Raw genomic sequence first — 13007 nt, 5'->3', positions numbered from 1 at the left:
TTTTTTGTTGATTTCACAACTGCCGGGCTTGATGAAGAGCTAGATCGCCTACCCAGGGAAGCTTGAGCCACTTGCCTTGTCCCGCGCGAATTAACAGGATGACCCACAATACAAGGCCTGCCAGCGTTAGTAGGGAAGCGAGCAGAGGACCGAGCAGCGGAATGAATCCAACAAGCACATGCCCGATCATGAGGGTGACAAACAGAAATATGGATTGCAGCGCGTGAAATAATACAAATCGACTTTTCTTTTCCAGCATGACAAAGGCCAGTGCGCCAATAAATGCGAACAGATAGCACAGGACAGCTGCTATATTTTCATCCAATCCCGTGGAAGACTTATAGACTGACATGTCAGGCAAATCCCCCTTTATAAGTTATCCGTACTATACAAGCTATGAGGATAGGAATTAAAGATATGCCCGAAACGCCAGAAAAAGTTCAATCAGGGAATGTGTATAAAAACACGAAAAAGACTGAACGAAAAGAATTCGCTCAGTCATTCACAGGGTTATACACAGGTTTTGCACATGTTGTACGCATTTTATCCACTAAACCCTACTACTTGTCCACAAAATAAACATAGGTTATGCACAAATTGTGCACAAACTGTAGACAATATAGCGATTTAGCACACTTTGCACACAGGTCGTCCACAAAATATCAACAGATTGGTATTAACCGTGGATAAGTTGTCTTATTTAGCGGTCTCCGCGTTGTAAACGACGGCGTGGATGTGTGATTTTACCCTTTTTATCCTCGTCGTCCTCTTTGGGGATAAGTCGTTCATCAGTACGTCCTTCATGATGGTTATCAAAGGCATATTCGGTCATTTTCCACTCGGAAGTACCCAGAACAACATCAGCGGGAAAATGCTGACCTCTGTGCAAATGCTGCTCATGTCCATCCTCATCAATATAAACACCATCCACTTCTACCTTTTCTCCTGTTAGCGGGAGCAAATCCTTCCCTTTGTGTTCCATAGGTATCCCCTCCGTCTGACTTTATTCTTCGTTAATTTGTCCGGACGGAAGGTCTTTTATCCACAAGCTGATGCAAAATATCCTCGGCAATCTGGTCTGCGGGATGAGGTTTGCGAAGCAACTCAATTGCCTGCATCATCTCTTCGGCAAGAGAGGGGGTGGAAATCAGGTCGAGACAATGCTGAATCAGCTCCTCCGTAGTGCGAGCAATACGGGCAGCTCCTTTTTGCTGCAAATACAGAGCATTATTTAGCTCCTGACCGGGTACGGGCTTGAACACAAGAATAGGCAAACCGGATGCGATGCTTTCCGAGAGTGTGATTCCGCCGGGCTTCGTAATCACCAGATTGCTCGCACGCATAAGTGTTGGGACAAAGTCCACGAATCCATAGGTGTAAATGTCCGGGTGGTCTGCATACAGCGCATCCAATTCTGCTTTCAGTTGCTGGTTACGTCCGCAGACGATCAGTAGCCGCAACTGAGGAAGCTGGCTTAATTGCCGACAGATATCCAGTATGCCGGATAGCACACCATAGGCGCCAGCCATAATGAGTAGCGTAGTAGTCTCAGACTGTAGTGACGGAATTACCTGTTCCTGAACGGGAACTTCGTCGGCAGACATGTTATAAAAAGAAGCGTGAATTGGAATACCCGTAGCGATAATGCGTTCGATAGGTATTCCCCGCTGGGCGGCTTCCTGCTGGATATCCTCAGTGGCTACATAGTAGCGGTCAATATCAGGATGCAGCCAGCGCCCATGCAGATCGAAATCTGTAACCACGTTGACAATAGGCAAATTCATTCCCATTTTGCGGCGTAACACCGGGAGCGCGAGCTGCGGGAACGTATGTATCACGAGATCCGGCAACTCCTTTTTCAAAGTGAGCGTGAGTTGACGCATCCCGAATGAATGCAACACATGGCCGAAGGCCGATTTAGCCTGCATACCGCGCGTGATGTTATAGACCCAGCCGTAAAGCTGCGGAATGGTTTTGAAGCTTTGCATATATACAAATTTGGTCAGACCGTTCAACCAGGGATGAGATTCAGCCATCAGGTCGAGAAGTTGTACCTCGCAGCGTCCGAGTCTTCGCAAACTGTCCATAATTGCCCGAGCGGCCTGCACATGGCCTTCCCCGTAACTGGCGTACAATATTAGAATTTTTGGTGGTGAGACTTCCATGATTGTTTAGCCTCCTATTATCAATAAGCACATGAAGCTCATATCAGGAACGTTCCAAGTTGAGGGAGGATACGGCTGGCAAAACGTAGCGCTCCAGCAGTGTTCGCGGATTTTTCCAACGGCTCACCTTGCTGTCTGCTGTAAATACCGCGACTGCGTTCGCTTCTGGCACAAGATAAATTTGCTGTCCTCCATGTCCGTGTGCACACGCGTAGTTGATGCCGTGGAGTCGTCCTGTCCACCATTGGAATCCGTAATCCCCGAATTCTGGATAGCCTTCAACCTGTCGCTGTGTCGCCTGATGCAGCCAATCGGCCGGAATCAATTCTTTTCCGTTCCAGCTGCCTTGATGAAGGCAGCAATCGCCAAATTTAGCCATGTCACGCGATGTCAGATATAGCCCGATGTGTCCCATGGTGTAGCCCTCTGGATCTTGTGCCCAACCACTTCTTCCAAAACCTAAGGGTTCGAACAGATGCTGGAGAGCGTACGTATAGGCGTCAATCCCACAGCATTGGGTCAGCAGCACGGACAACAGGTGAGAATCAACACTACGATATTGGAATACACCGAGTTGATCCTCCTGTACAGGTAAACGCAGGGCAAAGGACGGCCAGCTTTTGCTGCGATGAAAACGGTGGATAAAAGCTTCCCCGAGCTTTTTGCCCGTCTGCCAATATAAGCCGGATGTCATGGTCAACAGATGGCGAATCGTAATCTGCTCTAGCCGTGTTTCCTTCCGCCTAGGTAAATACTCAGACAACAGCTTATGCACAGCCGTCTCTGGCCCGGGCATATCACCGCGAGCCATAGCTATGCCGATGAGCGTGGAAGTGAAGCTTTTGGTCGCGGATCGCAAATCGTTCAGAGAGCTTACTTCATGCCCGTTATAATAGCGTTCCCAGATCAGTTTGCCGTGGCGCAGCAGCAGGAAGCTGTGCATTTTAGGAAACTTGGCTTGGATTTCACGGTCTGCCTGATCAAGTAGGGAGACGCTGATGCCCTCCTCTTCACAAGTTCCTATGTTCAGGGCAGACATACGGGCAACAGGTGCAGTGAACAGCGGAGCATAGCGGCTCATCCTTTTCCCTCCTTGTTATGTTTATTTATTTTACCCCAAACACATACACTCCAAAAACCGATAAATAAGGTATACCCTCCTGTGCAACAGCTGATTGAGTACCCCAAATGACATGATGCGTAAAAGATAGGTAAAATCAATGTAAATTTACTGGAAAGCTGAAAGCTGTATCTGAATATGTTATAATGGGGTAGTGATTCAGCCAAAAGAAAATCGGTTAATAATAGTGTCAGGTACATGCCTTGTATAAGGTGTTCCCGACCTAAGCTGCAATTAGACATACTACTTCACTGCATAAGGACATCAATACTTTTCGGCATTCTCTTCAACGGAGCACTTATTTTCAACGTTTTGGGAGGGAGTTACATGGCAACGAAAGGTCACAATGAAGTTAAGGAAAGTCTGCGGGAAATGACTCGAATTTTCCGGCCTAAGGATCCCAAAAAATTTGTAAAGGAATATGTGCGAAAATACCGGATTACAGGAGGGTATGAGGAAGAGTTGACCATGGTGGTGGAAAACGAACTCGGTCGCATAAATTCTTCAGTATCTTAAAGGGTTCGATTACCCGAAAAACTAGAAATACGACTTTTATAAACCGTCTATCCACAGAGGAGACGGTTTTTTTGTGTCCGCCCTGCATACAATGGGATAGGTTTAGTGAATTTGTATGCTCAAAGGAGGCGGATTCCAATAGAGATAGCGATACGAACACCGGAGGAAATCGGCTACATGAGGGAGGCCGGACGTATTTTGGCAGATTGCCATCGTGCGCTGGAAAGTCGTATTCTTCCGGGAATCACAACGCTTGAAATCGATGCTTGGGTGGAGCAGTTTTTAAGCAAGCGTGGAGCCACGCCTGAACAAAAGGGCTATAAAGGTTTCCCTTATGCCACCTGCGCTTCGGTCAACGAGGTAGTATGTCACGGTTTTCCCTCGGAGCGGGTGCTTCATGATGGGGATATTGTGACCATCGACATTGTGGTTAACAAAGATGGTTGGCTGGCTGACCGAGGATGGACCTATGCGGTAGGTAACATTAGCCGCCCGGTAGCACGACTGTTGCGGCAGACCCATAGGGCATTGGTACGCGGTATCGAGGTTGCCCGCCCGGGGAGGACGTTGGGGGATATCGGGCATGCTGTGGAAAAAGCGGCAGGCTGGCGGCGGTTCGGCAACGTCAAGCCTCTGATCGGGCATGGCATTGGCCGCCAAATGCATGAGCCGCCAGAGGTTCTGCACTACGGTCGTCCCAAGACGGGATTACCACTGCGAGAAGGGATGGTGATTACCATTGAGCCGGTATTTACCCTCGGAACCGAGGGGGCCGTGCTCTGGGGGGACGATGGCTGGACCATCAGCACAGCAGACGGCAGTTGGGGAGCTCAATACGAGCACACGATTGCGATTACAAAGAACGGCCCCTATATTTTGACCTCGTAAAAGATAGTTGTGCCATAGGGAGTCAATGTGCGGGTCGTTTGCATAAGGCTCTCTAGGTAAGTTTTTTCAGGATGATACATTCATCGTGCTTGTAGAGATTTTTCGGTAAAGCAACAGATAAATCCCCAGCTCGACAGGGGAGGAAACAGCCATCACAATTCCCGCCACGTTGCCGTCCAGTCCTGGAAAAAAGCAGATACACAGAATAAGCGCGAGAATCGCAAAGCTTACAGAAAACAGCCTACCGATAAAGATAGGTTTGGTATTGCCGATTAATATTGACCTTCCAATAAAATACTCCACCCAAGGATAAAATGCGACATAGACAGCCAGTATGCGAAGCAATCCTCTGGTTTCTAGCAACAATTCTCCTTCCAATCCCAATACATTCCGTAACACAGGATCGCCAGCAAATCTGAAGGAAAGTAACAGGAGTAGCAGCGGCGATAGGATAGACAAAAAGCTCAAAAATATCAGCACTTCCCTGCGCTTGGACGTATAAAATTGAATCACAATTTGATGCAAAGAGCTGCAAAACCAGACAAATAAATTTAGGATTTGCAGTGCTACAGAAAAGGATGCCACGGCCAAAAGTGGATCAGTTGTATTGTTCAGCGCAGCTTGGATGGAAGGATTCAAGATAACCAGTACCAGCGCCGAATATAGCAAAGGAAGATAAAAAGGTAGGAGATGCTTCGCATGATGGATGGTTTGCTCCGCGTTGTCAGGAGGCAGCTTTCTTTTGAGAACTCGGCCTTCTAAAAAAGTAACGACCAGCTCTATGAGGATACCTGCAATAAAAATGGCGGCACCGACTCGTCCGTCATTCGTCCAGCCAGCATGGATCAAAAACCAGGAAGCAATTAGCATCACGATAATACGTATGGACGAGCTGAATGTCATCCATGCCGTTCGGTGCTTGTTAATAATAAGTCCCTGATATATGTTACGGACAGCTACTAATATGTATAGTAAAGTAAGAACCTGAAATACGTTCTTGGTGGGTTCGATCAATACTGGGGACACACCAAATACATATTGAAAGACTAGATTGCCTACGGGCGTCAACCCGATACTCCAGCCTATGATCAATACAGTCACCGCCACGAACGTACATAAAATACCAATAGAATGAACGGACTTGCGATCATAACCGAATTTCGTGGTCATCTGCCGTACTGCGGTTAACGGAGTTTCCAACAGTAGGCACAGGCTGACGGCAACCGCATAGCTGCTTAATGTAAACGAAGGATGTTCCGAACGAGCAAGCACAGCGTTGACGATGACATGCGTTAGTGCAGCAATTAATGACGAAATGCCAAGCGGCACATAAAATGAAACAATTTTATTCAAGTCGAATCCTCCAGTAATGAACGAGTAGTGTAGTGAACGGTTATCCTATCCAACTTCACTAAACAATGAATATTCTTATTATAGATCAAGATTTGGATCGTCGGTATAATAGAAAGCATAATATTGGAAACTAGGAGTGGAACTCACATGATCATCAGGGAAGCAACGATATCAGATGCCGAGGGCATCGCCAAGGTGCACGTAGATTGCTGGAGAACGACGTACAAAGATATAATGCCTGCCCAGGTTCTGGAACAGCTTTCTTATGAGCAAAGAACAGAACTGTGGAATGCGAATCTATCCAGTGAAGATGGTCATCGGGTATATGTTGCTGAAAATGAGAAGGGGGGAATCATCGGATTTGTGAGTGGAGGTCCGGAAAAGTCAGGTGAATATCCCCCGTATGGGGGAGAAATAACGGCTATTTACGTTTTGAGTGAATACCATAGTTTAGGCTTGGGGAAGAGACTATTTTTACGTCTGCTTCAACATTTTGATAGTATGGATATTCACTCTGTAATCGTATGGGTGCTAGCAGATAATCCAGCATGTACTTTTTATGAAAGGCTGGGAGCCAAACTTATAGTAGAACAACATATTATAAATATGAGTGGCAAAAACCTAAACATGGTGGCTTACGGTTGGATACTATTCGGATAGAATACGCTTTTGTCCTTCCAAGGCACGAATTGGTGCAATATTTTGCGTGAATTCCAACGTTCCCAGATAGTGGCCCTCAGCATCACGGATGGCAAAATAACGGATGTAGACAAATTTGTCCTTGATTGGAATCCAAAAATCTTCAGCATCCTTGCGGCCTGCTTTAAAATCTTCCAGCAGCTTCTCAACGACATGCACGCTTTGGGGTGGGTGACAATTCTGTACGGTACGACCAATGACGGCTTTCGTGCGCGCGAAGATTCGTTCTTTACCATGGGAAAAATAGCGAACAACATCATTTTCATCGATAAAAGTCAGGTCAACGGGTAGATGATTCAACAGCAGTTCCAATTGTTGGACGGATACAATCCCCGTCTCGAATCTCACGAAGCCTTGCGGTGTTCCGGATGTGCCTTCCGTTTGCTCAAGGGCTTCTGCAGGTTCCTCTGCCCGTTCGGGTATCCATTCACGTTCGGGAGCGGTCAGGCAGAACCCGATTTCCTCGCTTTCCCGGGCTATTTTCAGCCACTCATCCTCTGTCAGCTTACTGAGTGCCATCGGCAGCAAAATGTTCTCTTCCTTGAATATCATTTCATTCACTTCGCTCATGATATGGGCAAGCGCCTTCCCAATCTGTTCACGATCTCCGTTATATTCAGCGAGCAGACTCTTCGCTTCCTTGATTGCGGCACGAATGCTGTCGTCCACACCCCACATGACTTTGGTTGGGCCAAAAATTCCATAGCGTTCTAGATAAGGGAAGACCAGATTTTCTTTGCGGCTATAGTGCTTGTCAAGATCGAGCAGCAGACTTAAATCTTCCAGTAACTTGTAGATAATTTTGGGACTGTCGTCCTTTTGAAATTGGTCCGCGTGCAATGACAACTTGAAGTTGACCAATTGTTCGATCTCCCGATTTTCCAGCTTGAAGGTATGAACGGGATGTCCCGGTTGTTCCTCCGGTCCGGCAGGACGGTGAATATCCTCAATGGAACCCTTGAATATCGATGTATGCACGGAACAAAGACGCTGCACTTCCGATACGGGAATTCCCTCCTCGGTCATCAATGCATGCTCCATAGCCGAAATTTCCGCCACGCTTACTCCGCCAACAGCCTCTGCGAAACGGGCTTTGACTTCCTCCACGCTTTTCCCGGCATGTAATTCTTTTATAATTTCCTTTAGCGTTTGTTGGCGTTCCGTTAATTCCTGTGCTGTATGTTCACGGTTGTTAATTAGCTCGCTCATGATGGTTAGCTCCTTTATTTTTGAATAGTAAAACCATGTTGCAAAAATGTCCGCTGCACGGTTTCCATATCTACTTTTTTCAATGCAATACCTTTGGACAGTGTCATAAAACGACCCGCGGTTTGTAACATGCCAGGCTTGGCGATATCGTGAAAACCCAGCTCTACCATAATGTCCTTCACTTCGGGGTGACGATTAACAAGGTTAAATATCGGCTCATCCCAGTGCAGTATCTTATCCATTTATTCATCCCCTTGATTGAGAACGTTTATCATTTACAGAGTAGCATAGGTCATGACGAGCTTTTGTGATTGTACGCACAATTTACATGCAGGTGTTGACAGTAGTAATTCATGGTTTATATACTGTGTATAAAGATATATACAGTAATAACACTGATTAATGTAATAATTACTTCGTATGAAGAGAGAACGAGGTCGTTATTACACAAGCAGTGCAGAAGGGATCAGGATAAGAAAATGACAATTATCAAGCAGGCATGGAAGATTACCCGGCACGATTTTCGCAACAATCCATATGTCATGCTGTGGACATTGCTGTTTATTGCATATTTGGGATTTACCATGAGTTTTGCTGTAAGTGTGCAATGGGGTGAACGTGGAAACTTAAGTCCAGTAGCCGATTTTATCATGCTGGCGTTGATTCCGTTTCTCGGATTCATTTATAACCGCCGTGCATTTAAATATCTTCAGGAAGATTCCTATACGCATATGCTAGCCTTTTTCCGCACCTTGCCTATACCGATGAATGCGGTGATTATGAGTCGAATTCAACAGGCGCTGTTGGCGTTTGTTGTGAATAGTGTGATATTTTTCACTCTCTTGTTTACGTTGTCAGCTACGTTTCGGGTATATGCCAGTACAGGTTTCTTTGTATCGTTTGCACTTACCTGGATAGGCTACGGAATGCTGATTCAAGCCATTTATATTCATTTGGAATTTCTTAAAAAAGGTAAATCCTACTTTTGGATATCCATTGTCATCATGCTTATTTGTGGGATAGTTACGATTATAGTTCGAGTATGCGGGGCCAATCTGGTATCGATAACGGCATCTTACAGTAAGGAATGGTTGCTGTTGTCCCCGGTGATGTGGGGAGCATTGTTAGCAGGAATTCTAGCTATGTCAGTGTCCTATCGGGTGACACAGCGTAAGCTCATGAAGCGGGACTTAACTTAGTAGTATGTGTACAAAAGTAACTAAAAAGGGGGGGAAAGCAGGTGAATATTCCAGTGCAAATTGATGAGAATAGCGCGGAACCGCTGTATGCGCAGATTGAAAAGCAGCTTCGTTCACTCATTGTAACCGGACAGATTGCAGCGGGAACGCTGCTTCCCTCCATTCGTGAGTTTGCGGGAACGCTCCGTTGCAGCGTCATCACCGTCCGGCGGGTCTATCAGGATTTGGAGAACGAAGGTTTGCTACGTACCCGGCAGGGAACGGGCACCTTTGTCGCTCTGGTCGAGGATGATATGCGCTCAGGTTACCGCCTTAAAGCGGTGACCGAGGCGTTGGAAACGGCGATTGATACAGGCATTGCTGTACAGATGACAGAGCAGGAATTGTTGGATCTTTTCGCAGAAATGGTGAAGAGAAGGTATGAAGTCCAGGTGAAGGAGTGACAGCTGTGAACAATCATGTGGAAGTTCCTACGCAAATACAGAGGAAAGTACCAATTATTGAGATGAGCCAGGTCTATAAAACCCGAGGTAACCGGAATATTGGGCCGATTAATCTAACTGTTGAACCAGGATATGTGGTCGCTCTGGCTGGACATAACGGATCAGGGAAAAGCACATTGATTCATTTGCTGACTCAGCTTGTTCATCCGGATTCCGGTGAGATTCGTTGGTTCGGTCAAGCATACCCCGACGGTATGCCGGCAGATACACGACAATGGGTTGGGTATATACCGGAGCAGCCGGTTCGCGAGGAGGATCGATTAACGGCAGAAGCAGCAGCGGCTTTTCGAGCCTTGTGGTATCCCGGCTGGGATGAAACACGTTTTCAGCGTCTAATGGACCGCTTTCAGGTTCCAGCACATACGAAATTATCGCGTATGTCCAAGGGGCAGCGCCGGAAATTCGAACTGGCTGCTGCCTTGGCGCCGCACCCACGTGTGTTGCTGCTGGATGAGCCTTCATCGGGTTTAGACCCTTTTGCCTGGAAAATCATGCTGGAGGAACTGCGGGATTGTATGAAGAACGGCAAAACGACGATCATTATTGCTACCCATATCATGGACGAGATCAAGCGTTTGGCGGATTATATTGTCCTGATGCATGATGGCAGGCTGCTCGGCAAGCTGGAAAAAGACCATTTGCTCGAAAATGGCAAGGAAATGTGGTTTGAAGGTACACCAGAGGAGGCATCGGAGCTTCCGGGAGTGGTAGAGACGGAGAGTGATGGGAATTTACAGCGAATTATAACGCTGGCAGCCGGGGAGACCAGTGCTATATTGGAACAAGCAGGGATTCGTCCCATCCGTGTGCGGCGTCTGGAGCTGGATGATATTTTAGTATATTGGTCTGCAGGACAAATATCTGCGAATGCAGAGACATTTATGGAGAAGGAAGGGGTAAAACAATCATGAGCATGCTGCAATTGGAAAAGGTCGTGAAGCAATATGGGAACCACACGGCGGTAAACGGAATTTCGCTGAATGTAAACGGCGGAGAGATTTACGGACTACTGGGAGGCAATGGAGCAGGCAAAACGACAACGATGCGCATGGTGCTCGGCCTGATTTACCCTGATGAAGGAAACATTCAATATGAGGGCAAGCCCTACAGCAAGGAGCTTCAACGGACGATGGGTTATTTGCCTGAGGAGCGAGGGTTGTACCCCAAGGTGAAGGTGAGCGAGCAAATTAACTATTTGGGCAGGCTGCGCGGAATGTCGGCCAAGGAGGCGGACAAAAGTCTACGCTACTGGCTGGAGCGCTTTGGAGTGCCGGAATATTACGACAAGCGGATTGAGGAGCTATCCAAGGGGAATCAGCAGAAAATGGGTTTTATTGCTGCTGTAGTGCATCGCCCGACGCTGCTTATTTTGGATGAGGCCTTCAGTGGGCTTGATCCGGTGAACGTTGAATTGCTTAAGGATACGGTGAAAGAGCTGCGGGATGATGGGGCTGCGATTTTATTCTCGACCCACCGCATGGAGCATGTGGAGGAACTGTGCCGCCATATTACGATTTTGCATCGTTCAAATACAGTTGTGCAGGGAAGTGTGCAGGAGATTAAGGGCCGTTACCCACGTGAAAAAGTTCGTCTCATTACTACAGGTGAAGTGAACGGACTGGAGCAGCTGCCCGGCGTGCGCCGTGCAGAGCCTATGGATCGCGGCTGGATGCTGCATATTGAGCAGCCGGATGCGGCGAAGTTGATTTTACAAACGGCGTTGGAGCAAACGGATGTGGAGCATTTTGAGATCAAGGAACCTACGTTGAACGAGATTTTCATAAGAGAGGTGGGTGATTCCCATGAATAGACTGGGTACGGTGATCGGTTTTACGTTTCGTCAGAAGGCGAGAACCAAGTCTTTTATCATTACAACGCTGGTACTGGCCTTGCTCATTACAATTGGTATGAATCTGCCGTATTTGATTTCTTTGTTTAAAGGAGATGGGACAGGAGGTTCGGGTACAACGGCAGCCGAGCATCATCGCTTGGGACTGATTGCCGGGAGCCGGACAGAAGTGGCAAGTCAGCTGGAGCAATTCACCAAGGAGCAATCCAACCCGGCAGCCATATGGGTGCGTTATGACAACGTACAAACGCCAGCCATGCAGCAAGCCTTGAAAAACGGAGAGCTGCAAGGTTACGTGCAGTTCACGGAGCCTGCCACCAAGGGAGACACGTTTCCTAAAGTGGAGTACGTCTCTGTAGAAAAAGAGCCATCTCCTGCTGTAATTACACTATTGCAGACGGGACTTCAGGAAGCTAAGGTCAAAGCCATTATGGGCGGCAATGCATTGACCAGCGATCAAATTCGCGAAATTAGCACACCTGTATTGGTGGATAGCAGGGAAGTAGACGGTCCGTCTGAGGCAGGGGGAACTGTGGGGACAGAGAAAAAAGAGACCTCTATGATTAACTATGGTTTGGTCTATGTACTGATGATTTTATTCTTCACCTCCTCCATGATAACGGGGAATATGATTGCTGCAGAGGTGACATCGGAAAAAAGCTCACGTATCATGGAGATTCTCATCACAAGCGTCTCACCGTTGACCCAGATGTTCGGAAAAATTATCGGTATTTTCCTGGTCGGTCTACTGCAAATTGCTGTCTTTGCAGCCGTTGTATGTGCCAACCTTATGCTGCCGCATAATAATGTCATTCTTAGCTCAGCCGGGTTGGATCTATCGCAACTGAATATCGCGGTGTTGGGCTATGGTCTGGTATTCTACATCCTCGGCTACTTTCTGTACGCAGTATTGTTCGCTGCGGTGGGTTCTATCGTTAGCCGTACCGAGGAGTTGGGACAGGCGATCATGCCGATTACCGTGCTGTCACTAGCAGCTTTTTATATCGGTATCTTCAATATCGCCGCACCTGATACGATTTTCGTAAAGGTTGCCGGGTACATCCCATTTTTCTCGCCGACTGTCATGCTGTTGCGGATTGGTCTGGAGCGGGCGAGCCTGCTGGAAATCTGGCTGTCACTTGGTATTCTGGTCGCCTCCATTTTGTTGTTCGGTTGGCTGGCCGCCAAGATCTACCGTACGGGCGTCTTAATGTATGGCAAACGTCCTTCGTTCAAAGAGCTAAAAAAAGCGATGAAGGCTTATAAGATTTAAGAAATTTGAGAGAATGTGAGTAACGGTAACAATTGAGACTGATTTGGTTGATAACTGAGACATTTTTGGGTATATGTTTGAGACATTTTTAAACCAGTAGAAACAAAATCCCTTGTTTCTATTGGTTTTTTTGTGTTTATATTTACTATATATATATCCTATATATGAGAACATATGGTATTATTGATATCGAATTCAAATTAAGGATCATAATTGATACTTTTCGTAAAGGT

General features: G+C 46.9%; 15 protein-coding genes. 8 read left to right on the top strand and 7 right to left on the bottom strand.

Going from position 1 to position 13007, the window contains the following annotated elements; genetic code table 11:
- Nucleotides 1-13 precede the first annotated feature (13 nt).
- The 4 genes from ACQW03_RS08285 to ACQW03_RS08270 form a co-directional block, all read right to left on the bottom strand.
- A complete protein-coding gene (locus ACQW03_RS08285; RefSeq protein ID WP_023986829.1) occupies nucleotides 14-352 on the bottom strand; it encodes a DUF4870 domain-containing protein in 339 nt (112 codons plus the stop codon).
- 348 nt (nucleotides 353-700) lie between these two features.
- On the bottom strand, nucleotides 701-982 hold the full coding sequence (locus ACQW03_RS08280) for a hypothetical protein (protein ID WP_023986830.1): 282 nt from the start codon (nucleotides 980-982) through the stop codon (nucleotides 701-703).
- A gap of 31 nt (nucleotides 983-1013) precedes the next feature.
- Nucleotides 1014-2165 carry an MGDG synthase family glycosyltransferase gene (locus tag ACQW03_RS08275; protein WP_441949212.1) on the bottom strand — a complete coding sequence of 384 codons (1152 nt, stop codon included), beginning with the start codon at nucleotides 2163-2165 and terminating at the stop codon, nucleotides 1014-1016.
- Between the two features lie 43 nt (nucleotides 2166-2208).
- Entirely contained in the window at nucleotides 2209-3246 is a 1038-nt protein-coding gene (locus ACQW03_RS08270; RefSeq protein ID WP_441949210.1) for a serine hydrolase domain-containing protein, read from the bottom strand.
- Between the two features lie 366 nt (nucleotides 3247-3612).
- Between ACQW03_RS08270 and ACQW03_RS08265 the strand changes: the two genes are divergently transcribed.
- Nucleotides 3613-3801 carry a hypothetical protein gene (locus ACQW03_RS08265; RefSeq protein WP_007428354.1) on the top strand — a complete coding sequence of 63 codons (189 nt, stop codon included), beginning with the start codon at nucleotides 3613-3615 and terminating at the stop codon, nucleotides 3799-3801.
- 105 nt (nucleotides 3802-3906) lie between these two features.
- The gene (gene map / locus ACQW03_RS08260; RefSeq protein ID WP_081327425.1) at nucleotides 3907-4689 is read left to right on the top strand and encodes a type I methionyl aminopeptidase; all 783 of its coding nucleotides are present in this window, start codon (nucleotides 3907-3909) and stop codon (nucleotides 4687-4689) included.
- 66 nt (nucleotides 4690-4755) lie between these two features.
- Here map and ACQW03_RS08255 read toward each other — a convergent pair whose 3' ends face one another.
- Nucleotides 4756-6042, bottom strand: a complete 1287-nt coding sequence (locus ACQW03_RS08255) for a hypothetical protein (protein ID WP_220030685.1) — start codon at nucleotides 6040-6042, stop codon at nucleotides 4756-4758.
- Nucleotides 6043-6189: 147 nt separating this feature from the next.
- Between ACQW03_RS08255 and ACQW03_RS08250 the strand changes: the two genes are divergently transcribed.
- Nucleotides 6190-6702 (top strand): GNAT family N-acetyltransferase, encoded by a 513-nt coding sequence (locus tag ACQW03_RS08250; RefSeq protein ID WP_071639411.1) that lies wholly within the window; start codon nucleotides 6190-6192, stop codon nucleotides 6700-6702.
- On the opposite strand, the gene ACQW03_RS08245 is transcribed toward ACQW03_RS08250, so the two are convergent.
- On the bottom strand, nucleotides 6691-7950 hold the full coding sequence (locus ACQW03_RS08245) for a DUF438 domain-containing protein (RefSeq protein WP_071639412.1): 1260 nt from the start codon (nucleotides 7948-7950) through the stop codon (nucleotides 6691-6693). The two genes, ACQW03_RS08250 and ACQW03_RS08245, sit on opposite strands and share 12 nt — an antisense overlap.
- A gap of 14 nt (nucleotides 7951-7964) precedes the next feature.
- Nucleotides 7965-8192 (bottom strand): DUF1858 domain-containing protein, encoded by a 228-nt coding sequence (locus ACQW03_RS08240; RefSeq protein ID WP_104497181.1) that lies wholly within the window; start codon nucleotides 8190-8192, stop codon nucleotides 7965-7967.
- Nucleotides 8193-8429: 237 nt separating this feature from the next.
- On the opposite strand from ACQW03_RS08240, the gene ACQW03_RS08235 reads away from it, so the two are divergent.
- Genes ACQW03_RS08235 through ACQW03_RS08215 form a run of 5 tightly spaced genes read left to right on the top strand, consistent with a single transcriptional unit; the run spans nucleotide 8430 to nucleotide 12774 of the window.
- Nucleotides 8430-9149 carry a hypothetical protein gene (locus ACQW03_RS08235; protein ID WP_071639414.1) on the top strand — a complete coding sequence of 240 codons (720 nt, stop codon included), beginning with the start codon at nucleotides 8430-8432 and terminating at the stop codon, nucleotides 9147-9149.
- Between the two features lie 41 nt (nucleotides 9150-9190).
- On the top strand, nucleotides 9191-9592 hold the full coding sequence (locus ACQW03_RS08230; protein WP_441949205.1) for a GntR family transcriptional regulator: 402 nt from the start codon (nucleotides 9191-9193) through the stop codon (nucleotides 9590-9592).
- 5 nt (nucleotides 9593-9597) lie between these two features.
- Complete coding sequence (locus ACQW03_RS08225; protein WP_076293175.1) at nucleotides 9598-10563, top strand: ABC transporter ATP-binding protein; 966 nt, start codon at nucleotides 9598-9600, stop codon at nucleotides 10561-10563.
- Nucleotides 10560-11462, top strand: a complete 903-nt coding sequence (locus ACQW03_RS08220; protein WP_071639416.1) for an ABC transporter ATP-binding protein — start codon at nucleotides 10560-10562, stop codon at nucleotides 11460-11462. Before ACQW03_RS08225 ends, ACQW03_RS08220 begins: the two co-directional genes overlap by 4 nt.
- Nucleotides 11455-12774, top strand: coding sequence for an ABC transporter permease (locus ACQW03_RS08215; protein ID WP_441949202.1), 1320 nt, complete (start codon nucleotides 11455-11457; stop codon nucleotides 12772-12774). Before ACQW03_RS08220 ends, ACQW03_RS08215 begins: the two co-directional genes overlap by 8 nt.
- Nucleotides 12775-13007: the final 233 nt, after the last annotated feature.

The organism is Paenibacillus sp. DRB1-1, assembly GCF_052119485.1.
GTDB classification, from domain to species: Bacteria; Bacillota; Bacilli; order Paenibacillales; family Paenibacillaceae; genus Paenibacillus; species Paenibacillus polymyxa_B.
The sequence above is the reverse complement of the archived record's forward strand: the minus strand, read 5'-3'. Positions and strand labels throughout refer to the sequence as shown.